The organism is Microbacterium sp. KR10-403, assembly GCF_040196215.1.
Taxonomy (GTDB): domain Bacteria; phylum Actinomycetota; class Actinomycetes; order Actinomycetales; family Microbacteriaceae; genus Microbacterium.
On the sequence record NZ_JBEGDC010000002.1, the window covers coordinates 215,145 to 235,346 of the forward strand.

Below are 20,202 nucleotides of genomic sequence, written 5' to 3' on the forward strand. Positions count from 1 at the left end.
AAGGCGGGAGAACGGATACATGTTGTCCATTGGAGCGTTCGCACAGATCGGCCAGGTGTCCCACCGCATGCTGCGGCATTGGGACACCGAGGGTCTGCTCGTGCCCGCCCACGTGGACGAGTTCACCGGCTACCGCTCGTACGATCCGTCGCAGCTCGCGAGGCTGCACCGGATCGTGGCGTTGCGCCAGCTCGGGTTCGGGTTGGACGACGTGGCTTCGATCCTCGAAGAGGGCGTCGATGTGGCCAGGCTCACCGAGCTGCTGCACGCGCGCCGCGACGAGGTCGAGCGCGAGCACCGGATCGCGGCCGCGAGACTCGTCGACGTCGAGCGGAGGCTCCGTCTTATCACTGAGGAGAATCACATGTCCCGTATCGAAGCCATCGCGAAGACCCTTCCCGCCGTGCGCCTCGCCGCACGGCGGGGCGTCGCCCCGGATCAGCCGTCGATCGCCGCGATCATCGGGCCGCTCTTCGACGCGGTCGCCGATGCCATAGCACCCACCGGCGCAGCGTTGGACACTCCGATCGCCACGTATGAGGTGCGCGAAGACGGCACGCACATCGTCGCGGGTTTCGCCTACACGGGCGATCCCGTCGAGGGCGTCGAGATCATCGAGCTGCCGGCCGAGGCATCCGCCGTCTGCGCCGTGCACCTCGGATCGATGGACGGTATCGCAGACAGTTGGATGGCGCTGCACGAAGAGATCCTCACCCGCGGTTCTGTGCCGTCCGGGTCATGCCGCGAGGTGTACCTGCGGTCAGAGTCCGCCGATCAGCGCGACTGGGTCACCGAGCTGCAGCAGCCCGTGGCGTCTGCCTGAGTGGGTCGCGGGGGCCGCGGGGGTCGCGGGGCGCGGGGCGCGGGGGGCTGCGCGGCAGAGTTCAGCACCCTCGCCTCAGGCGAGGGGAATGGACGGAGCGAGGGCCGTTTCGGCGGAATCGGCCCTCGCTCCGGCAGATCCCCTCGCCCGAGGCGAGGAGGGGGCGGGATGCCGCGGTCCCGGCGCTCTCGCTGCGCTCGCTCAGGGACCTGTGTTCGGCCCGCGGCACGGCCGCGGCCCGCGGCATCCCGCCCCTACTTCGTCACCTCGAAGATGCCGTGGGCGCCGCGTTCGGCGTCGATCATGAAGTGCGACACGAACGGGTAGTGGCCGGCCTCGGGGAATGTCAGCTCCACGAACCCGCCCTGCGCAGGCATCAGGCCCAGCGCCTGTGACCCCGTGTCTTTCGCCCGGTCGATGAGGTATCGACCCTCGCTCCACACGGTGTCGAACTGTCCGCCCACGATGTGGAAGCTGGTCGACCGGTTCGGCCCGGCATCCAGCACCCAGACGCGCACGCGCTCGCCGACCTTGGCCGTGAGCGGCGCATGGTCGTACTGGTTCGCATAGCCGTTGAACACCACGAGGTCGGGCTCGTCGGCCGCGATCTTGTCGGTGTCGACCGACCCGCCGTCATGCGAACCCAGGTAGTACTCCCCCTGCACGAGCACGTACGACTCGTCGACCGCCGGCAGATCCTTCGGCTCGATGACCACGGCGCCGTACATGCCGTTCGCGATATGCGCGGTCATGGGCATCGTCGAGCAGTGGTACATCCAGATGCCCGAGCGGGTCGCCGTGAACGTGTACGTCAGGCTCTCCCCCGGCGCGATGGTGCGCATCGGCTCATCCGGCGCGAGCGAACCCGCATGGAAGTCGATGGAGTGCCCCATGTCGCCGTCGTTGACCAGCGTCACCACGAACGTGTCGCCGACCCGGCCGTGCAGCACGGGCCCGGGGGCTGTGCCGTTGTAGACCCACAGCGTCTGCGTGACGCCGGGCGCGACCTCGACCTTCTTGTCGGTGACGGTCATGGTCACCTTCCGCGTGACCGGGCCCGACGACTGCTCGAGCGCGGGAAGCTTCGCGTTGTATGGCTCGAAGCCCGCGCCGGGCGACGCCGACAGGTCGATCCCCGAGGTCGACCCCATGTCCATGTCGCCCATATCACCCATGTCGTCGGTCGCCGTCGGCGACGGTGAGGCGGTGGACGCCGCGGCACCCGTCACCGTCACGGTCATGGTCATGCCCAGCTGCTTGTGTCCGATGATCGAGCACCAGCCGTCGAGGTCGGCGGTGATGACGCCCACGTCGATGGTCTCGCTCTCGCCCGGCGACAGGCGGTGGCCGGCGACGCCGTTGGAGAACACGAGGTCGTGCACCATCGACGTGTCGACGTTCGTCAGCTCGATCTTCAGCCGGGTGCCCGCGGGCACCTCGATCGTGTTCGGCGTGTACTTGTAGCTCGTCGCCTGCACCTGCACGACCTTGACCGGCGCGTTCGCATCTCCCGCGCCCGCCGTCGAGCCCCAGCCGAGTGAGACGGGGTCGAGCGCCGCGGTCACCGCGACGGCCAGCACCACCGCGAGCAGCCCCGCCACCGCCTGCCCGGCACGGTGCGGCTTGTCGCCCTCGGGTGTGATCGGTCCGTGCGGGCGGTCGCCCGACGCCATGCCGGCCTTGGTGGCGGCCAGGCCCTCGCCCGACTTCTTGGCACGGCCCTGCGCGCGCATGCCGAGCAGCATGAGCACGAGGAACGACGCCATGGCGACGAAGGAGAGGATGGATGCCACGACCCGCATGAGACTCGACACGGGCAGCGCGCACACGACGAGTCCGGCGTTGGCGACGGCGATGCGCAGCGCCCCGCCGCGGTCGAACACCGCCGTGCCGATGCGCACCGGGGTGGGGCCGCCGCCCAGCACCACGGGGATGAGGTAGCTGAGCGCGCCCAGCAGCACCTGGGCGGCGAAGCCGGCGGCCAGGAACGGGACGATCTGGTCCACGGCATCCTGCACCGCTTCGAAGCCCGCACCGGAGTGGAACGCGACAGCCGTCGCGACGATGAGCCAGAGGACGCAGCCGATCCACCACAGCACGCCCATGCCGATCGACAGGGCCGAGTAGCTGCGCGGCGGGGCCTGACGGGCGGCGCGCCACAGCGACACCCCGATGATCGACAGTCCCACGACGTAGCCGAGCAGCCCGATGACCAAGGCCGGCAGCAGCTCGGCGGCCGCACCCGCCGCGGCCACGATGACCGCGGTCGCGAGCACCGGCAACGCGCGGGCCGCCCCGACGGCGGCATGCTCGTCGGCACGCGTGCGCAGGATCGTCGGCCACAGCGTCACGAGCGTGCCCGCCACGGTCAGGCCGATCCATCCGAGCACGTTCAGGATCGCGTGCGAGAGCACGAGGTTCGCCGCCGAGTCGTCGTGCGCGAGCCACGCGCCCAGCGCCGCGCCGATCGGCAGGATGGCCGCCGACGTGATGTAGTAGCGGATCGTCTTGCCGAACCGACCCGGCAGGCTCTTGCGCGAGCGTGCGTACAGGCTCGCCCCGTGCCAGATGACGCCGGCGATGAGGGATGCCGCGCCCACCAGCGTGATCGGCCAGATCGTCGAGAGGACGCCGGCGATCACGAGCACCGCGCCGCCGTTGGTCAGCGCCAGCCGCCAGCTCTGCAGCCGGCGACCGGCGATCGTCGGCGACGAGCTCAGCAGCGCGTGCGAGAAGTACTGGCTCCACACCATGATCGCGTGGGTGACCCCACCCAGCAGCAGCAGGTGGATCATCAGCCAGCGCGGTTCCGGCAGCCAGCGGTGGGTGATCACCGCCACGACGACGAGGATCAGCCAGAGAAGAGTCGGGATGTCGCGCAGCGCCCAGAACCCGCGGTTCGGCGCCTTGTCATCGGGATTCTTGGGCGCGACGGGAGGCTTCGGCGAGCTCATTCCTGTCCTTCGGGAGTGTCGGCGGCGGGGCGCGACGTCGTCGGCACGCGGGAGGGATCTGTGGTGGATGCCGCGTCTCGCCCGCGCTCGCTGCGCGCGGCCGCCGCGGCCCGGGCGGGCGCGGCATCCCGCTTCTTCTCATTCTTCTTCGGCGGGCCGAGGATCGCACTCGTGACGGCCGTGACAACGAAAAGGAGCAGGGCGATCACCCCGATGACGCCGCCGACCTGCCAGCCGATGGGCTGGGCGAGGCCGTCGCCGATCCACAGGCGCACGACGAGGCTCAGCTGCAGGAGCGCGGCCGGCACCCAGAACGCGGCGCGATACGGCAGGTCGATGTGCAGCACCGCGGGCAGGATCGTCGTGGCGTGCGCCATGATCATCGAGATCGTGTAGCCGAGGAAGACGGCGTGCACGATCGCGTCGTACGCCGGCTGCGCGTCGGGGTAGCCGAAGAGCAGGGCGATTCCGGCGATGGCCAGCCAGACGTAGCCCGACAGGATGCACGCGGCCATGTAGCGCGCGGCGCCCTTCGCGCGAATGGTGCGCCGCGCGATGTCGTGCACGATGAGCCACGCCACCATGGCCAGCAGCGCCAGCCCGAGCAGGATCGCCCCCGCGTCGGGGAAGACGACGCCGACGATCAGCGCGATCGCGATGGTCCACGCGTGCACGAGCAGCCGGTTGCCGGCGTTCGGCCCCATCGTGATGCGGGCCAGCTCGACGCGCTCGGCGGCGATCGTGAGCACGACGAATCCGATGAGCCAGGGCAGCACGTGGTCCATCGTGTTCTGCGTGAGCCAGATCACCGCGCCCGCGCAGCCCAGCCCCGCACCGAGCAGCTGCACCAGCAGCGGCGCATCGTACTGGCGCCGCCACAGCGGAATGTAGATCAGCGTGAACGCGGCGGTGCCCGCGACCAGCAGCACCTTCGCGACCACGAGCGGCACCGGGTCGGCCAGCAGCGCGATGCCGCCCAGCCCCAGCAGCCCTGGCGCGATGAACCCGTACCACTTCGCCAGGGCCGTGGCGCGCTCGAGGGCGATCAAGGTGCCGACGAAGCCGAGCACCATGAGCATGCCGTGCACGTCGGGCAGTCGTGCCGCGCTCACCGGCGCGGCCACGCCCAGCAGCAGCAGCGCGGCGTCGAGTCCCGCCAGCAGCGAGAGCCCCGCGGGCAGAATCCAGATCAGGCGCCACGAGGGTCCGCGGCGACGGCGGGCGCTCATCGCACGACCCGCAGCTGCAGCGTGCAGCGGCCGGGGGCGCTGAACGGGATGAGCCGCGTCTCGGCCCGGTCCCCCGTCGACGCGAGCACGCCGTCGATCATGCCCTGGTGGACGGCGCAGATGATGGTGGGATGCTTCGTCGCCGCCTCGATGAGCGGGCACCGGCACAGCATCACGTCGTCGCCGCGGTCGTCGGGCGCGAAGCCCTGCTCGCGCATGACGTCGATGACGGTCTGCCGGGCGGAGGGTGCGGACGCTTCGTCTCGGTGCCCCTCACTCCGTGCTGGTGCCGGGGCCTCGGGCGTCTGCGCGGCGGCCGCGCGCCGCGCGGCAATCTCCTCCCCCCAGCGACGGCCGGCCTCGCGCGCGCGTCCGACGGGATCGCCGCCGGCCTGTGCGAGCGAATCGGCCAGCACACCGGCGAGAGCGGCGTAGGGGTTCTCCGAGTCGGGGCGCGCCGCGGTCCACAGCCACGCGGGGCGGCCGCGACCCGATGCGGGCTCGCGCTGCCGCCCGATGTAGCCGTCGACGTACAGCTGATCGAGGTGACCGCGCACGGTGTTCTCGTGCAGCCCGGTCGCCGTCGACAGCGCCGCCGTCGACACCGGGGCGCTCTGCGCCTCGATCATGCGCAGCACCATCTCTCGCGTCTCGGAGTGACGCCGCCCCGACGCCGACAGACGCCGCCGCGCGGGCCCGTCGATGACCGAGGCGCGGGCGGTCGCGGCATCCCGTGCCGGCCGATCTCCCTCACGACGATTTTCCACGGAATCAAGTGTAATAAACTTGGCGCGAACTTCGCGAACGCCCTCGCGAATTGCCGAGCAGACGGGAGACGTCATGTCGAACATCGAGATCCACCGGACCCGAGAGGATGCCGCCGAGGCGGCCGTGCACGACCACGCCACGGAGTGCACGTGCGGCGAGGTCGACGAAGATCTGCCCGAGTTCGACGTGCAGACGATTCCGCACGCGATCCGCCACCAGGCGATCTTCGGCGCCGTCGAGGCGCTGAAGCCGGGCGCGGGCCTGATCATCTCGGCGTCGCACAACCCGCTGCCGTTGCTGGCACAGCTCGAGGCGCGCTATGAGGACCGCTTCAGCACGAGCTACCTCGACCAGGGTCCCGAGCGCTGGCGCATCCTGATCCGCAACGCGGCGTGAGAGCTCGCGCGGGCGGCGACCCCCTTCCGAGCCGCCCGCGCGTCCGAAGACCCGCCCGGTGACCTGTCCACCGGGCGGGCCCTTTTGCTCTGTGCCGCGCGTCCCGTTCGCTCCCGCGCACAGCGCTTCACCCCCGGAAGCGCGCACGCAGAAGGGGCGCCCCCGAAGGGACGCCCCGTTGCTGCTAGGAAGCCAGCTCTGCCGACGGTGGAGCCGCCGTGGTCAGCGAGATCACGCCGTAGTCCCAGCCCTTGCGGCGGTAGACCACGCTCGGGTGATCGGTACGTGCATCGATGAACAGGAAGAAGTCGTGCCCGACCAGCTCCATGCGGTCGACGGCGTCTTCGACCGTCATCCACTCCGGCTCGAACCGCTTGGTGCGGATCACGACGGGCGTGTAGTCCTCCTCGGTCTCCTCCCCCGTGATCAGGGGGATCTCACCGGTCGCGACGGCGCGCAGCACATCGGCCGACGCCGGTTGCAGATCGACGCCCGACAGCGCCCCGGTGCCCTTGTCGAGCACGGCCCCGCGCGGGCGGCGGCGCGCATCCACGCGCTTCTCCTTCGCGCGGCGCACCTGCTCGGTGAGCTTGTCGACCGCGAGGTCGAGGGCGGTGAACTTGTCTCCGTCCACGGCCTCTGCCCGCACGACGGGCAGGCCCTTGCCGCTCAGAGTGAGCTCGACCGTCGAGTCTTCCATGCGCCCGTTGTGGTACGCGCGGTGAGTGACCTTCACGTCCATCTGTTGCGCGCGCGGTGCCAGGTTCTCGATGCGGGTGGCCTTCTCACCCACCACGCCGCGGAACCGATCGGAGACGCTCACGCCCACGCCGACGATGCTGGTTTCCATCCCTGACCTCCTTGTTCCGGTCCCCCCGGCCAAGGGCGGACCTGAGTCGCCTTGTTGACTCCCCAACCTAGTCCGCTGACCCTCGGGTGTCACCCTCCGATCGTCGTGAGAAATGTCGGCGTTCGCCCAGAGCCGCAAATGCGGGGTGGATGCCGCGACCCGCCGCCTCCGAGATCGCCGCCGCGTCCTCGGCGATCACCGCGGCGTCATCCCTCGACGTGGCCGCCGCATCGCTCCTCCGAAAGCACCCCCGCGTCACCCCTCCGGAGAGCACCCCGCGTCACCACTCAGGAAACCGCCGCGGCGTCGCCGCCACCGTCGCGGCCGCGCGCACCTGCGCACCCGCCGCGCGCAGGGCGCGAGCCGCTTCGACCAGGGTCGCCCCCGTCGTGACCACGTCGTCGACCACGATGACCTCGAGCCCGTCGAGTCGCCGCGTCGCCCGGAGGCTTCCGGTGACGTTGTCGGTGCGGGCCGTGCGCGACAGCCCCCGCTGATCGGCCGTCGTGCGCACGACCCGCAGCGCCCGCAGCGGACGCGCCCCGGCCCGCCGTGCCAGCAGCTCGGCGACGCGGTACCCGCGGCGGCGCATCGCCGCGCGCGAGGTCGGCACCGGCACGACCACGCCGCGCCCGTCACCCAGCGCGGCCGCCAGCGCCGGTCCGAGTGCCCGCGCCAGCGAGGTGCGCCCCTCCTCCTTGAGCGCGCGCAGCACCCGCGCGGGCACGCCATCGAACGGCAGCCCGCTGCGCACCACGAGCCCGTCGGCGAGCGCGCGCGTCGTGACCTGCGGCCGCAGCATCGCGCGACACGCGTCGCACAGCGCCACGTCGAGCACCCCGCACCCCGCGCACGCGACCGGGAACGCGAGGGCCAGGGCCTGCGCGCAGGCGGCGCGCACCGGCATCCACACCTCTCCCACGCCTCGATCGTGGCCTCCGCGACCGCACCGGTGACGGCCCGGTGCGCAATCTGTGGAGAACGGCAGCCTGGGGAGGAACCGCGCCCACCGTGCCCGCCGCGTCAGCCCTGCGACGGCGGGATGCCCTGCACCTCGCCGAGCACCAGCACGCCGGTGCCCGCCTTCTCCCAGTTCGAGCCGCGCTGCGAGTACAGCGTGCCGTCGTCGCCGAGCAGTCGCACCGTGGTGCCGGTCGTGCCGGCGATCGCGACGGCGTCATCGGGGGCCGATGTCGAGGTGGCCGGCCCCGACACGACCTGCTGCACGACGGTCGTGTCGCCGCCGGTGCCCACGACCGCACCCAGCTCGGTGTCGCTGAGCCAGGTCAGCGACACGCCGGTGTGCGGCAGCACGCCCAGCGTCGTGGAGTCGCCGAGCGAGGTCGGCACGCCGTTCTGGTCGCGGACGACGCCCGCGATCTCGATCGTCGACCGGCCGCCCACGGTGACGATCGCCGCGAGCCGCGTGCCGTCGCGCGAGAGCGCCATCGCCGTCACCCGCGACGCGTTCGACCAGGCTCCGGTGATCTTGACCGATCCGCCGTCGGGTGTGTACGCGGTGAGCGCGTGCGGGTCTGACGCGGGCACGCTCCAGATGTCGTCACCAGGGTCGACCACCGGGTCGATCAGCCCCGCGCGCCTGTCGATGACGGCGACCTCGCCCTCCGAGGTGGCACGGGCGACCGTACCATGCGCGGTGCGGACGGCGGCCGTCGTGTAGTCGGCCGACAGCTGCGCCGAGACGGGATGGAGCTTCGCCATCGCGTCGCTGATGCCCTTGACCGCCTCGACGTCGGTGCCCGAGGCGAGGAAGCCGAAGGCCTTCGCGGTCTGCACGAGCGCCCGCGTGTCGATGCGCGTGGACCGCGTCGAGACCGGCTGGGCGCTCAACGGGCTGGAGTTGTACTCCATCGAGACGTCCGAGAGCCCGGCCGCCGCCATGCTGTAGACGAGCTGTGTCTGCATGCGGTCGAGCGTCTGCCGGTCGAGGGAGAGGGCCGCGCGGGTGAGCCCCACGCGTCCCGTACTGCCGGTGACGGCCACCGAGACCGGGTCGAGCGACACGTCGTCGGTGAACGCCGACTTCACGCTGCCTGCCAGCCAGCCGCTGGGCTTGCCGTCGATGAGTGCCGTGGCGATACGCGTAGGCGCGTTGATCGAGGGGAACCACCGCATGTCGGGCACGAGGTAGCGCCAGGCGGGGTCGAAGTACATCAGCGGGTACTGGTGGAACACGCTCGTGAACTGATCGGCGCCCAGCACGATGCCGTCGGGCGCCTTGCTGATACGCCACTGGCCGTCGACCTTCTTCAGTTCGAACGACAGGGGCGTCTGCCCGCCCTCGGACGTCTTGTACACGCCGTCGGCGTCGACGGTGGCCTGCTGCGTGACCGTCAGCACGACCTGCCCGTCGTCGGTCGCGACGTACGAGCGCGCCGAACGGTCGTCGATCGTGGTGTTCGCGCTCGGGTTCCACTTGCCCTGGAACGACGGCGCGAGGTACAGCTGGGCGATCGCCCAGTTGCTCTCGGGTCCGATGCCCGCGTCGATGAAGCCCTGCACGATCTGCTCGGGCGAGGCGCCGTCCTGCGGCTTGACCGGCACGTACGAGAAGTCGGGCGGAGCGACGGCCCCCGGCTGCAGCCCCGCGAACACCGGCCCCGACGTCGGCAGGCCTGCGCACGCCGACAGCACCACGGCCACCGCGGCCGCCATCGCGACCGCCGCGGCCCGGCGCAGCATCCCCCGCCTCATTCCGCACCCCCGGTCTCGCCCATCTCGCCCGCGTCGCCGAGCACCGCGATGGGCTGCGTCAGCCCCAGGTCGTCGGCGCTCTGCTCACCGGGATCGGTCGGCAGCGGTGATCCCGCCTCGACCGGATGCGGCCCGCGCGGCAGCGTGAGCACGAAGTTCGACCCGCGCCCGGGCTGTGACCACACCGCCAGCGAGCCGCCGTGCAGGGTCGCGTCGCCCTGCGCGATCGACAGCCCCAGCCCCGTGCCCCCGATCGTGCGCTTGCGTGACGGGTCGGCGCGCCAGAACCGGTCGAACACCCGCTCGGCATCGGCCTCGGTCATGCCCAGTCCGTAGTCGCGCACCGCGATGGCCACCGCCTGCTGATTGCTGTCGACGGTGACCACGATGGGCTTGCCCTCGCCGTGCTCGATCGCGTTGCCGAGTAGATTGCGCACGATGCGGCGGATGCGGCGCGGGTCCATGTCGACCGGGGAATATCCGCCCGGCGCCACCAGCCGCACGTCGCTGCCGTGCTGCTCGGCCAGCTGCTGCATCGAGGCGATGACGTCCTCGGCGAGCCGCGCGAGACTCGTCGGCTCGAGCTCGAGCTGCACCGATCCGGCGTCGTAGCGACTGATCTCGAGCAGGTCGGTCAGCAGCACCTCGAAGCGCTCCACCTGGGCGTGCAGCAGCTCGGCGGCGCGCGCCGTGGTCGGGTCGAACTCCTCGCGGTGGTCGTTGAGCATGTCGGTCGCCAGCCGGATCGTCGTGAGCGGCGTGCGCAGCTCGTGCGAGACGTCCGAGACGAAGCGCTGCTGCACGAGCGAGAGCTCGGCCAGCTGATTGATCTGCGATTGGATGCTGTCGGCCATGGCGTTGAACGATCGCCCGAGCGTCGCCAGCTCGTCCTCGCCGCGCACGCGCAGCCGCACGCCGAGGTCGCCCGCGGCCAGCTGCGCACTGGTGTCGGCTGCGTCGCGGATCGGGATCGTCACCGCGCGCAGCGTGAACCAGGCGATGGCCCCGATGAGTACCACCAGGGCCGACCCGACGATCCACAGTGTCGCCTGCACGAAGCTCAGGGTCGAGGCCGCGTCGTCGAGGTCGTAGGCGAGGTACAGCTCGTACGGCCCGATGTCGGGCACGACGATCTGCTGACCCACCACGATGCCCGGGCGCACGGTGTCGCCCGAGCCGGGCAGTGCGATCGACTGCGCCCACTGCTTGTCGGCCGAGCTGTCGTCGCGCACGTGCTTGCGCAGCTCGGCCGAGATCATGCTCTCGGTCAGTCCGCCGGAGCGGAACCCCGGGGGCGCGAGTTGCGACGGCGTGGCATCCACCCGGATCGCGAGGGTCATGTCGGTCGCCGACTGCTGCGAGAGAGGACCCTGGATGCTGGTGAGCAGGTTCTGCACCTGCACCGGGTCGTCCTGCACCACCGCGTTGTCGAGCGTCGTCTGCGCACTGTCGACCGCACGGCGCGCGTCGGTGAGCGCCTGCGTCTTGCGCGATTCGAACAGGTCGCTCTGGATCGCCAGGGCCATCCACACGCACGCCACGATGATCGTCACCGCGGTCAGCACGAGCGTGATCACGACGGTGCGGAACCGCAGCGAGCGCCGCCACAGCGTGGCAACACGTTCCGCACGTGCCCGCCACCAGGCTCCGTCCCGCCAGGTGACGGGACGGCCGGCGACGCTCACCGAGCCCGTGGGCACGCGCGCACCCCGTGCCTCAGACGACGGCGCCGGCGCGGTAGCCCACGCCGCGCACCGTGGTGACGATCTTCGGGTTGTCGGGGTCGAGCTCGACCTTGGCCCGCAGCCGCTGCACGTGCACGTTGACCAGGCGCGTGTCGGCCTTGTAGTGGTAGCCCCACACCTGCTCGAGCAGCATCTCGCGTGAGAACACCTGCTGCGGCTTGGATGCGAGGGCGACGAGCAGCTCGAACTCCAGGGGCGTCAGGGCGATCGCGGTCTCTCCGCGGCGCACCTCGTGGGCCGCGACATCCACGGCCAGATCCCCGATGCGCAGCATCTCGGACTCGGGCTGCGACCCCGGGCGCAGCCGGGTGCGGATGCGCGCGACGAGCTCCTTGGGGTTGAATGGCTTGACGATGTAGTCGTCGGCGCCCGACTCGAGCCCGCGCACCACGTCGGCGGTGTCGGCGCGGGCGGTGAGCATGATGATCGGCACGCCCGACTCGGCGCGGATGCGCGTGCAGATCTCGATGCCGTCCATGCCGGGCAGCATGAGGTCGAGCAGGATCAGGTCGGGCCGGTGCGCCCGCCACTCCTGGACCGCCGAGGCGCCGTCGGCGCAGAAGAAGGTCTCGAACCCCTCCGTGCGCAAAACGATGCCGATCATCTCCGCGAGTGCGGTGTCGTCGTCGACCACCAGGATCCGAGAAGTCATATGAACGCGTTTCGTCCTTCATCCGACGCGGCCATACCGCGGCACGTACCGGCGGCGCAGTCCCCGTCCGCCTGCACCCAGCGTAGCCGAGCACGCGCGCAGATTGTCCGTGCCCGCGCGGGGGTGTGACACGATGGGTTCTCGGGCCCGTCCCAGCACGAGGAGACTCTGTGACCGCCTATCCCACCTGGACCCCGGCATCGCGCCCGGGGATCATCCCGCTGCAGCCTCTGGGCTTCGGGACGGTGCTGGGCCGATCGTTCAGCGCCCTGCGGCACAACCCGCGCGTGCTGCTCGGGTTCGCGCTGGTCGTCCAGGTGCTGGCCACACTGCTGGTGGTCGCGGTGGTCGCCGGCACCTCGTTCTGGGCGTTCAGCCGCCTGCAGAACATCCCGACGACCTCCCCCGACTACGACACCATCACGGCCGGCTCCATCGCCATCGTCCTCGTCGTCTCGGGCATCGCCGGCCTGGTGGCGGCGGGCCTGCAGACCCTCGTGCAGGCGGTGGTGGTGCAGGATGTCGCGCGCGGCGCCGTCGCCGAGCGCGCGCCGCTGCGCGAACTGTGGCAGAACGTCAAGCCGGTGCTGTGGCGCCTGATCGGGTACACCCTGCTGGTCACCGCCGCCCTCATCCTGGGCATCGCGATCGTGGTCGGGATCGTCATCGGGGTGAGCATGCTCTCACCGGTCGCCGGCATCCTGTTCACCGTGCTCGCGGTGCTGGGGGCGATCCCCCTGCTGCTGTGGCTGTCGACGAAGCTGATGCTCACCGCCCCGGTCATCGTGATCGAGCACGCCACGATCCGCGGCGGCATCGCCCGGTCGTGGCGGCTGAGCCGCCGCCGGTTCTGGCCGATGCTCGGAGTGCTCGTCATCGTCCAGGCGATCTTCAGCGCCGTCTCGTACGCGATCTCGATGCCGTTCAGCCTGCTCGGGAGCCTCGCCGGCGCCGTCATCGCCCCCACCGGCGACGCCGACACGCAGACGGTCATCACTCTGGTGGTCGCCCTCGCGCTGCCCGAGATGGTGTCGCTGGTCATCGGCTCGGTCGCGGCGGTCGTGCAGGCCACGGCCGCATCGCTCCTCTACATCGACGCGCGCATGCGCAAGGAGGGGCTCGACCTCGACCTGCTCGCGTACGTCGAGCAGCGCGACGCCGGCGGCACGGGGCTTCCCGACCCGTATCGCCTCCACGTCGGACGCGAGATGATGCGCGCGCCCGTGGGATACATGCCCGGCGCCTACCCGTCGGCGTATGGCCAGCCGCAGTACGGCCAGCCCGCGTACGGGCAACCGCCGCAGTACGGCCAGCCCGCGTACGGGCAGCCGCCGCAGTACGGCCAGCCCGCGTACGGGCAGCCGGCGTACGGCCAGCCGCAATACGGCCAGCCCGCCGCCTATCCCCCGCCGCCGTACCCGCCTCAGGTCCCTGAGCGAGCGCAGCGAGACGAAGGGCCGGTCCCCCCGTACGCCCCGCCCGCGCCGCCCGCGCAGAACCCGCCCGACCCGACGCAGTGGACCGCGCCCGGAGGGCCCACTCCCCCCGAATGATCCGCTTTCCGTTCGACTCCGACCAGCCGCCGCTGACGCCCGACGGCGATCAGGCGCGCCGGTGGGCCGAGCACGAGCTCAGCGACCCGGCGTACGCCGCCGCGCACCCCACGCCGATCGACCGCATCGCCCGCGGCGTGCAGGAGTTCTTCCAGCGCCTCTTCGACTCCGACGTCGACGCGACGCTCGGCCTCTGGCTGGCCGTCGCCATCGCCGTCGTGCTGCTGGCGCTCATCGTCGCAGCGATCATCTTCTCGGGGCGATCCCGGCTCTCGCGCCGGGCCGCCCCCACCGCGCACGACCTGTTCGGCGACACCGAGACGCGCACCGCCGCGCAGCTGCGACGCGCCGCGGCATCCGCCGCCTCGTCCGGCGATTTCGACGAGGCCGTGATCCTGCGCTTCCGCGCCCTCGCGCTCGGACTCGTCGAGCGCGAGCTGCTCGAGCTCGTGCCCGGCGCGACCGTGCATGCGTTCGCGCGGCGGGCCGGCGCGCTGTTCCCCGATGAGGCGGAGCGGTTGGATGCCGCAGCCTCCGTCTTCGACGACGTGCGGTACCTGCGCCGCGGCGGCACCGCCGACGGCTACGCGCTGGTGGCCGCGGCCGACGACGCCGTGCGCGGCCGGTCGGTGCCGTCACCGGAGCCCGTCCGGTGACCGCGGTCACGACAGCTCCCCCGCCGACCCGCCGCCGACGCGTCGCGGTGTGGGTGTCGATCGGCGTGGTCGTGGTCATCGTCGGCGTCATCGCGACGATCCTGTCGGGTCTCGGCCAGTGGAGCCGCCGCGACGTGCTCGACCCCGAGTCGACCGGCGCCGACGGGGCGCGCGCCCTGGCCCGGGTGCTCGATCAGCACGGCGTCGCCGTGCACGTCGTGCGCGACCGGCACGCCCTCGACGAGGCGCTGGATGCCGCGGGCCGCACCGACCGGCTGCCGGCCATGGCCACGCTCGTGCTCCCCGACAGCCCGCTGCTGTCGGACACGACGTTCCAGCAGATGGCCGACGGGGCCGACGACGTCGTGATCCCCGACCCGCAGGCCCGTTCGGCCCGCGTGCTGTTCGACGCCGAGCTGTCGGGCTACGGCACCGACCAGCCGATCGGTCCGGGGTGCGCGCTGACCGCGGCGCAGCGTGCCGGGTCGATCTCGCCGGGGACCCTGTTCGCTCCCCCGAAGGATCCCGACGTCACCGCCTGCTACACCGTCGACGGCGATGCAGCCCTGCTGCGGGCCACACGCGGGGGCCGCACCGTCACCCTGATCGATGCGACCGAGCTCTTCACAAACGCGACGCTGGCCGACGACGGCAACGCCGCCCTGGGCGTGAACCTGCTCGGCGCGCACTCCGACCTCATCTGGTACGTGCCCTCCGCCGGCGATGCCGACACCGGAGAGGTGCCGCCCGATCTCGGCGCGCTCACGCCGGGATGGGTCTCGCCCGTCATCGTGCTCCTCCTGCTGGTCGGCGTGGCCGCCGCGGTGTGGCGCGGGCGCCGCTTCGGCCCGCTCGTCGCCGAGAACCTGCCGGTGACCGTGCGCGCCGCCGAGACGACCGACGGCCGCGCGCGCCTGTACGCGCGCTCGGGCGACCGCCTGCACGTCGCCGACCGCCTGCGCATCGGCACGCTCAACCGACTCGCCCGACTGCTGGGGCTGGGCCGCTCCACGCCGGCGAACGAGATCTCCGACGCGGTCGCCGACAGGCTCGGGATGCCCCGGGCACAGGTCCGCGGCATCCTCCTCGACGACCGCCCCGACTCCGATCGCGCGCTGCTCGCGCTCAGCGACAGCCTGCGCGAGCTCGAACGCCGGGCGCACCAGGCGGTGCGCCCCGACACGAACCCGCCCACCGATTCCGGGAGGACCCCATGAGCGATTCGACCCCGAGCACGCCCGGCCCCGCGGCGCAGCCCGGCCCCGCGGTGCAGCCCACCCCCGGCGCGCAGCCCGGCCCCGCGGCGCAGCCCGCGCCCGCGGCATCCCCCACCGATGCCGCCCTGCGCGACGACCTCCATGCCGTGCGCGTGCAGGTCGGCCGCGCCGTCATCGGGCAGGACGGCGCCGTGACCGGACTCCTCATCGCCCTGCTCTCGGGCGGGCACGTGCTGCTCGAGGGCGTCCCCGGCGTCGCGAAGACGCTGCTCGTGCGCGCGTTCAGTTGGGCCCTGGGCCTGGACACCAAGCGCGTCCAGTTCACGCCCGACCTGATGCCGGGCGACGTGTCGGGCTCGCTCGTCTACGACGCGCGCACGGCCGAGTTCGAGTTCCGCGAGGGGCCGATCTTCACCAACATCGTGCTCGCCGACGAGATCAACCGCACGCCGCCCAAGACCCAGGCGGCGCTCCTGGAGGCCATGGAAGAGCACCAGGTCACCGCCGACGGTGTGACCCGCGAGCTGCCCGACCCGTTCCTGGTCGCGGCGACCCAGAACCCGATCGAGCACGAGGGCACCTATCCGCTGCCCGAGGCGCAGCTCGACCGGTTCCTGCTCAAGCTCATCGTGACCGTCCCCGAGCGCGACGCCGAGCTGCGGGTGCTGCGCCAGCACGCCGACGGCTTCGACCCGCACACGCTCGCCGGGATCGAACCCGTGGTCGATGCCGAGCGGCTGCGCGCAGCGCGCCGGGCCGCGGCATCCACCGCCGTCACCGACGATGTGCTCGCCTACCTCGTCGATCTCGCCCGTGCGACCCGCCAGAGCCCGTCGGTGCAGCTGGGCGTGAGCCCGCGCGCCGCGACCGCGCTGCTGGCCGCGGCGAAGGCGTGGGCGTGGCTGAGCGGATACCCGGCCGTCACCCCCGACCACATCCAGACGATGCTCGTGCCGACGTGGCGGCACCGCATCCGGCTGCGTCCCGACGCGGCCCTCGAGGGCGTGTCGGTCGACGCGGTGCTCACGTCGGTGCTGCAGCAGACCCGGGTGCCCATCTGACATGTATCTGACCGGCCGCTTCCCCCTCCTCCTCGCCGCGGGCGTGGTGCCCGTGATCGGGCTGTCGATCGCGGGCGTCGACCCGTGGCTGACGCTGGGCGGGTGGCTGGTGCTCTGCGTGCTGGCGGCGGGGGTGGATGCCGCGGTCGCGGCCGATCCGCGTCGGGTGCAGGTCGAGCGGGCCGTTCCCCGGCGCGCGCTGCGCGACAGCCGCGTGCACACGACGCTGACACTGCGCGGCCCGCAGCGCCTGCGCGGGCAGCTGCGCGACGCCTGGCAACCGACGGCCGGGGCGCCGTACGCACGCGCCGCCGTGCACCTCGACCCCGAGGTGCCGCAGCGCATCGACGTCCCGCTGCTGCCGCGGCGGCGCGGCGAGCTCGTCTCGGAGTTCGTCGTGCTGCGCAGCGTCGGCCCGCTGGGGCTTTCCGGACGCCAGGCGCGCCGGAACGTACGCGGCGCGCTCCGCGTGCTGCCGCCGTTCACCGCCCGGCGGCATCTGCCCTCGCGACTCGCGCGCCTGCGCGAGCTCGATGGAGCCACGAGCGTGCTCGTGCGCGGGCAGGGCAGCGAGTTCGACAGCCTGCGGCCCTACGTGCGCGGCGACGACGTGCGCTCGATCGACTGGCGTGCCACCGCGCGCGCGGGCACCACGATGCTGCGCACCTGGCGCCCCGAGCGCGACCGGCACATCGTGATCGTCATCGACACCGGGCGCACCTCCGCCGCGCGCGTCGGCGACGGCGTGCGGCTGGATGCCGAGATGGAGGCCACGCTGCTCCTCTCCGCGCTGGCCGAGCAGGCCGGCGACCACGTGCACCTGATCATGGCCGACCGCGCCGTGCGCGCCCGGGTCAGCGGGGTCGAGGGCGAGCAGCTGCTGCCCGCGCTCGTGGATGCCATGGCGCCCGTCGAGCCGACGCTCATCGACACCGACTGGGATGCCGTGACCGCCCTCGTCCGCTCGCTCGCGGTGCGGCCGTCGCTGGTCGTGCTGCTGACCGCGCAGGACGAGGCCACGGCCGCGCGGGGATTCCTCGGCACGCTGGCCGGGTTCACCGCCCGCGCGCACGTGCTCGTGGGGACGGTCACCGACACCGGGCTCGCCGACCGCGCGCGCACGCGCGGCACCGTGGGCGAGATCTTCCGCGCCGCGGCGGCCGAGCAGACGCTCGCCGATGCCGACCGGGTCATCCAGGCCGTGGTCGCCGCGGGCGCCGACGCGCTCACCGACGGCCCCGAAGAGCTCCCTCCGCGCATCGCGGACCGGTACCTGCAGCTGAAGGCGGCCGGCCGGCTGTGACGCCGGGGCGGCCGCCGCGCGTTCGGTCGTCGCGACTTACCGATCTCTCGCGAGAAAACGGTCATCTGCGACCACCGAGCGACCCGGGTGGATGCCGCGGGCCGCGGCATCCACTCTGTTCGACAGTCACCTTCTGCAACCGCCCCGGCCTGACACTCACAGATACCGACTGCTGAAGCATCGCGGCCCGTTTCAGCAGGCGCTTTCGACCACCGCACCGGTCTGACGCCTGCAGATACCGACTGCTGAACCGACACGGCGCCCGCCGCGGGCGCACCAGTCCACCCGCGCACCAGCCCACCCGCGCGCGCACCAGCCCGCCCACGCCCCACCCCGCCTGCGCCCGACCCCACCAACGCGCGAGCGCACCCACCCACCGCCCGCGCGCCGAAACCCCGCAAACGCGTGTCGCACCGCCGCACGCACCCGCAGCTGCCGATACTCTCGCGACATCGATGTGTCCATCAGCACCATCGAACAAAGGAGACACCCATGTCGGATGCAACACCTGCAGCGCCCCCGCTCGTGACCCGCATGGTCGCCGAGGGCATCGGAACGCTCGTGCTGGTCTTCGGCGGCGTCGGCACCGCGCTGTATGCGGCCGACTTCGCGGTCGGCGGCGAGGGCACGCCGCTCGGCGTCGGACACCTCGGCGTCGCTCTGGCCTTCGGCCTGACCGTGCTCGTCGGCGTGTACGCGTGGGGCCCGATCTCGGGCGGACACTTCAACCCCGCGATCACCCTCGGCATGGCCACCGCCGGACGCTTCGCCTGGAAGGACGTCACCGGCTACATCGTCGCGCAGGTCGTCGGCGGCGCCGTCGGCTCGACGCTGCTCGTGTTGATCGGCCTGTTCGGGCCCGACAAGTGGCTGAGCACGGCGCAGTCGGGCGGATTCGCGAGCAACGGCTTCGGCGAGCACTCCCCCGGCGGATGGGGCCTGGGTGCCGCGATCCTCGTCGAGATCATCCTCACGTGCGTGTTCGTGCTCGTGGTGGCGGGCTCGACCAGCAAGCGCGCTCCCGTCGGCTTCGCGGGGATCGCGATCGGCCTGACGCTGACGCTCATCCACCTGATCTCGATCCCGATCGACAACACCTCGGTAAACCCGGCCCGCTCGATCGCCGCGGCGATCTATGGCGGCGTCGGCCCGCTCGCCCAGCTGTGGGTGTTCATCGTCTTCCCGCTCGTCGGCGGCGTGCTCGCGGGCCTCATCCACCGCGCGCTGTTCCCCGAGCCGAAGGCGGCCTGACCGCAGCAGACCCGGCGGCCTCCGCCGCCTCCTACCCGTGAGAGTGCAGCGGGTGGACGAGGAGTAGGGAACCACCCGCTTCTTCGTCCACCAGCTGCACTCTCACCGTTTCGGGGGTGCGGCTGGGGCGGGGACTGAGTGCCGCGCTCAGCGCTCGGGCGCCTCCGCGACGGCCTCGGCGATCGGCGTCGAGCCCGTGTTGAAGCGGAGCGTCTTGTGCACGCTCGTCGCGTCGGCGAGGACGGCGGCGATGGTGGATGCCACGTCCGCCCGTGGCACGGATCCCGACGTCTCCGCGGACACATCGATCCGACCGGTCGGTTCGTCGAGGGTGAGCGTGCTGGGGGCGACGATCGTCCAGTCCAGCCCGCTGGCGCGCAGGTGCGCGTCGGCGTCGGCCTTCGCCTCGGCATACGCGTGGAACGGATCGCCCTCGGGCACCCCGTGGTCCAGGCGCGCGCCGAAGTACGAGACCATCACGTAGCGCCGCACGTCGGCGGCGGCCGCGGCATCCATCGACCGGATCGCCGCGTCACGGTCGACCGCATACGTGCGCTCAGGGTCGCCACCGCCGGCTCCCGCCGACCAGACGACCGCATCGTTGCCGGCGATGATGTTCGTGAGCTGGTCCTCATCGAGATGCTCGATGTCGGCGACCAGCGGAGCGGCGCCGGTGGCGGCCACCTCGTCCTCGTGTGCGGGATTGCGGATGACGCCGGTCACGGTGTCGCCGCGGGCGACCAGTTCCGGGGCCAGTCGCAGGGCGACCTTGCCGTGGGCGCCGATGATCAGAATGCGTGCCATGGTGCTCCCTTCGTGTGGTCCGAGCCTACGCGGGGCGCATCGCGCCCGCGGCGGCCCGGTATCTGTCGCTCCTGCGCGCCGAGCGCCGCAGAAACGCGCAACGCCGACAGATCTGCGACACGGATGAGACGAGTGGATGCTGCGGCGCGGCACGCCCGCACGGCGAGGGGCCGGTGCTCCCCGCGGCGGGAAGTACCGGCCCTTCGTCTCGCTGCGCTCGCTCAG

The 20,202-nt window shown here is 72.1% G+C and carries 17 protein-coding genes; 8 read left to right on the forward strand and 9 right to left on the reverse strand.

The window, feature by feature from the left end:
• Positions 1-19 precede the first annotated feature (19 nt).
• A complete protein-coding gene (locus tag ABMQ42_RS04780) occupies positions 20-823 on the forward strand; it encodes a MerR family transcriptional regulator (RefSeq protein WP_349721713.1) in 804 nt (267 codons plus the stop codon).
• A 254-nt stretch (positions 824-1,077) separates the two neighbouring features.
• Here ABMQ42_RS04780 and ABMQ42_RS04785 read toward each other — a convergent pair whose 3' ends face one another.
• The 3 genes from ABMQ42_RS04785 to ABMQ42_RS04795 are packed head-to-tail and all read right to left on the reverse strand — an operon-like array spanning position 1,078 to position 5,773.
• Positions 1,078-3,777, reverse strand: coding sequence for a multicopper oxidase domain-containing protein (locus ABMQ42_RS04785; protein WP_349721714.1), 2,700 nt, complete (start codon positions 3,775-3,777; stop codon positions 1,078-1,080).
• Positions 3,774-5,006 carry a DUF8744 domain-containing protein gene (locus ABMQ42_RS04790; protein WP_349721715.1) on the reverse strand — a complete coding sequence of 411 codons (1,233 nt, stop codon included), beginning with the start codon at positions 5,004-5,006 and terminating at the stop codon, positions 3,774-3,776. The genes ABMQ42_RS04785 and ABMQ42_RS04790 overlap by 4 nt, the downstream gene beginning before the upstream one ends.
• Positions 5,003-5,773 carry a helix-turn-helix transcriptional regulator gene (locus ABMQ42_RS04795; RefSeq protein ID WP_349721716.1) on the reverse strand — a complete coding sequence of 257 codons (771 nt, stop codon included), beginning with the start codon at positions 5,771-5,773 and terminating at the stop codon, positions 5,003-5,005. The genes ABMQ42_RS04790 and ABMQ42_RS04795 overlap by 4 nt, the downstream gene beginning before the upstream one ends.
• A gap of 73 nt (positions 5,774-5,846) precedes the next feature.
• Between ABMQ42_RS04795 and ABMQ42_RS04800 the strand changes: the two genes are divergently transcribed.
• On the forward strand, positions 5,847-6,170 hold the full coding sequence (locus ABMQ42_RS04800; RefSeq protein ID WP_349721717.1) for a DUF2249 domain-containing protein: 324 nt from the start codon (positions 5,847-5,849) through the stop codon (positions 6,168-6,170).
• A gap of 184 nt (positions 6,171-6,354) precedes the next feature.
• Here the strand turns inward: ABMQ42_RS04800 and hpf are convergent, their stop codons facing one another.
• The 5 genes from hpf to mtrA all read right to left on the reverse strand — a co-directional run bounded on the left by hpf (position 6,355) and on the right by mtrA (position 12,132).
• Entirely contained in the window at positions 6,355-7,020 is a 666-nt protein-coding gene (gene hpf / locus ABMQ42_RS04805) for a ribosome hibernation-promoting factor, HPF/YfiA family (protein WP_349721718.1), read from the reverse strand.
• Positions 7,021-7,300: 280 nt separating this feature from the next.
• A complete protein-coding gene (locus ABMQ42_RS04810; RefSeq protein ID WP_349721719.1) occupies positions 7,301-7,942 on the reverse strand; it encodes a ComF family protein in 642 nt (213 codons plus the stop codon).
• Positions 7,943-8,043: 101 nt separating this feature from the next.
• Positions 8,044-9,723: an LpqB family beta-propeller domain-containing protein gene (locus tag ABMQ42_RS04815; RefSeq protein WP_349721720.1), complete on the reverse strand. Its 1,680-nt coding sequence runs from the start codon at positions 9,721-9,723 to the stop codon at positions 8,044-8,046.
• A gap of 8 nt (positions 9,724-9,731) precedes the next feature.
• Complete coding sequence (gene mtrB / locus ABMQ42_RS04820) at positions 9,732-11,435, reverse strand: MtrAB system histidine kinase MtrB (protein ID WP_349721721.1); 1,704 nt, start codon at positions 11,433-11,435, stop codon at positions 9,732-9,734.
• A 16-nt stretch (positions 11,436-11,451) separates the two neighbouring features.
• Positions 11,452-12,132, reverse strand: coding sequence for an MtrAB system response regulator MtrA (gene mtrA, locus ABMQ42_RS04825; protein ID WP_349721722.1), 681 nt, complete (start codon positions 12,130-12,132; stop codon positions 11,452-11,454).
• Between the two features lie 170 nt (positions 12,133-12,302).
• On the opposite strand from mtrA, the gene ABMQ42_RS04830 reads away from it, so the two are divergent.
• The 6 genes from ABMQ42_RS04830 to aqpZ all read left to right on the forward strand — a co-directional run bounded on the left by ABMQ42_RS04830 (position 12,303) and on the right by aqpZ (position 19,173).
• Positions 12,303-13,685, forward strand: coding sequence for a DUF7847 domain-containing protein (locus ABMQ42_RS04830; RefSeq protein ID WP_349721723.1), 1,383 nt, complete (start codon positions 12,303-12,305; stop codon positions 13,683-13,685).
• Complete coding sequence (locus tag ABMQ42_RS04835) at positions 13,682-14,341, forward strand: DUF4129 domain-containing protein (RefSeq protein WP_349721724.1); 660 nt, start codon at positions 13,682-13,684, stop codon at positions 14,339-14,341. The genes ABMQ42_RS04830 and ABMQ42_RS04835 overlap by 4 nt, the downstream gene beginning before the upstream one ends.
• Positions 14,338-15,558, forward strand: coding sequence for a DUF4350 domain-containing protein (locus tag ABMQ42_RS04840; protein WP_349721725.1), 1,221 nt, complete (start codon positions 14,338-14,340; stop codon positions 15,556-15,558). Before ABMQ42_RS04835 ends, ABMQ42_RS04840 begins: the two co-directional genes overlap by 4 nt.
• Complete coding sequence (locus ABMQ42_RS04845) at positions 15,555-16,619, forward strand: AAA family ATPase (RefSeq protein WP_349721726.1); 1,065 nt, start codon at positions 15,555-15,557, stop codon at positions 16,617-16,619. The genes ABMQ42_RS04840 and ABMQ42_RS04845 overlap by 4 nt, the downstream gene beginning before the upstream one ends.
• Before the next feature lies 1 nt (position 16,620).
• A complete protein-coding gene (locus tag ABMQ42_RS04850; RefSeq protein WP_349721727.1) occupies positions 16,621-17,922 on the forward strand; it encodes a DUF58 domain-containing protein in 1,302 nt (433 codons plus the stop codon).
• 492 nt (positions 17,923-18,414) lie between these two features.
• Positions 18,415-19,173, forward strand: a complete 759-nt coding sequence (gene aqpZ / locus ABMQ42_RS04855; protein ID WP_349721728.1) for an aquaporin Z — start codon at positions 18,415-18,417, stop codon at positions 19,171-19,173.
• Positions 19,174-19,320: 147 nt separating this feature from the next.
• On the opposite strand, the gene ABMQ42_RS04860 is transcribed toward aqpZ, so the two are convergent.
• A complete protein-coding gene (locus tag ABMQ42_RS04860) occupies positions 19,321-19,977 on the reverse strand; it encodes an SDR family oxidoreductase (RefSeq protein ID WP_349721729.1) in 657 nt (218 codons plus the stop codon).
• Positions 19,978-20,202: the final 225 nt, after the last annotated feature.

Coding starts and splice junctions, on each gene's coding strand:
- ABMQ42_RS04845 (WP_349721726.1), top strand. CDS start 15,555: ATGAGCGATTCGACCCCGAGCACGCCCGGCCCCGCGGCGCAGCCCGGC.
- mtrA (WP_349721722.1), bottom strand. CDS start 12,132: ATGACTTCTCGGATCCTGGTGGTCGACGACGACACCGCACTCGCGGAG.
- aqpZ (WP_349721728.1), top strand. CDS start 18,415: ATGTCGGATGCAACACCTGCAGCGCCCCCGCTCGTGACCCGCATGGTC.
- ABMQ42_RS04860 (WP_349721729.1), bottom strand. CDS start 19,977: ATGGCACGCATTCTGATCATCGGCGCCCACGGCAAGGTCGCCCTGCGA.
- ABMQ42_RS04785 (WP_349721714.1), bottom strand. CDS start 3,777: ATGAGCTCGCCGAAGCCTCCCGTCGCGCCCAAGAATCCCGATGACAAG.
- ABMQ42_RS04815 (WP_349721720.1), bottom strand. CDS start 9,723: ATGCTGCGCCGGGCCGCGGCGGTCGCGATGGCGGCCGCGGTGGCCGTG.
- ABMQ42_RS04790 (WP_349721715.1), bottom strand. CDS start 5,006: ATGAGCGCCCGCCGTCGCCGCGGACCCTCGTGGCGCCTGATCTGGATT.
- ABMQ42_RS04780 (WP_349721713.1), top strand. CDS start 20: ATGTTGTCCATTGGAGCGTTCGCACAGATCGGCCAGGTGTCCCACCGC.
- ABMQ42_RS04835 (WP_349721724.1), top strand. CDS start 13,682: ATGATCCGCTTTCCGTTCGACTCCGACCAGCCGCCGCTGACGCCCGAC.
- ABMQ42_RS04800 (WP_349721717.1), top strand. CDS start 5,847: ATGTCGAACATCGAGATCCACCGGACCCGAGAGGATGCCGCCGAGGCG.
- hpf (WP_349721718.1), bottom strand. CDS start 7,020: ATGGAAACCAGCATCGTCGGCGTGGGCGTGAGCGTCTCCGATCGGTTC.
- ABMQ42_RS04850 (WP_349721727.1), top strand. CDS start 16,621: ATGTATCTGACCGGCCGCTTCCCCCTCCTCCTCGCCGCGGGCGTGGTG.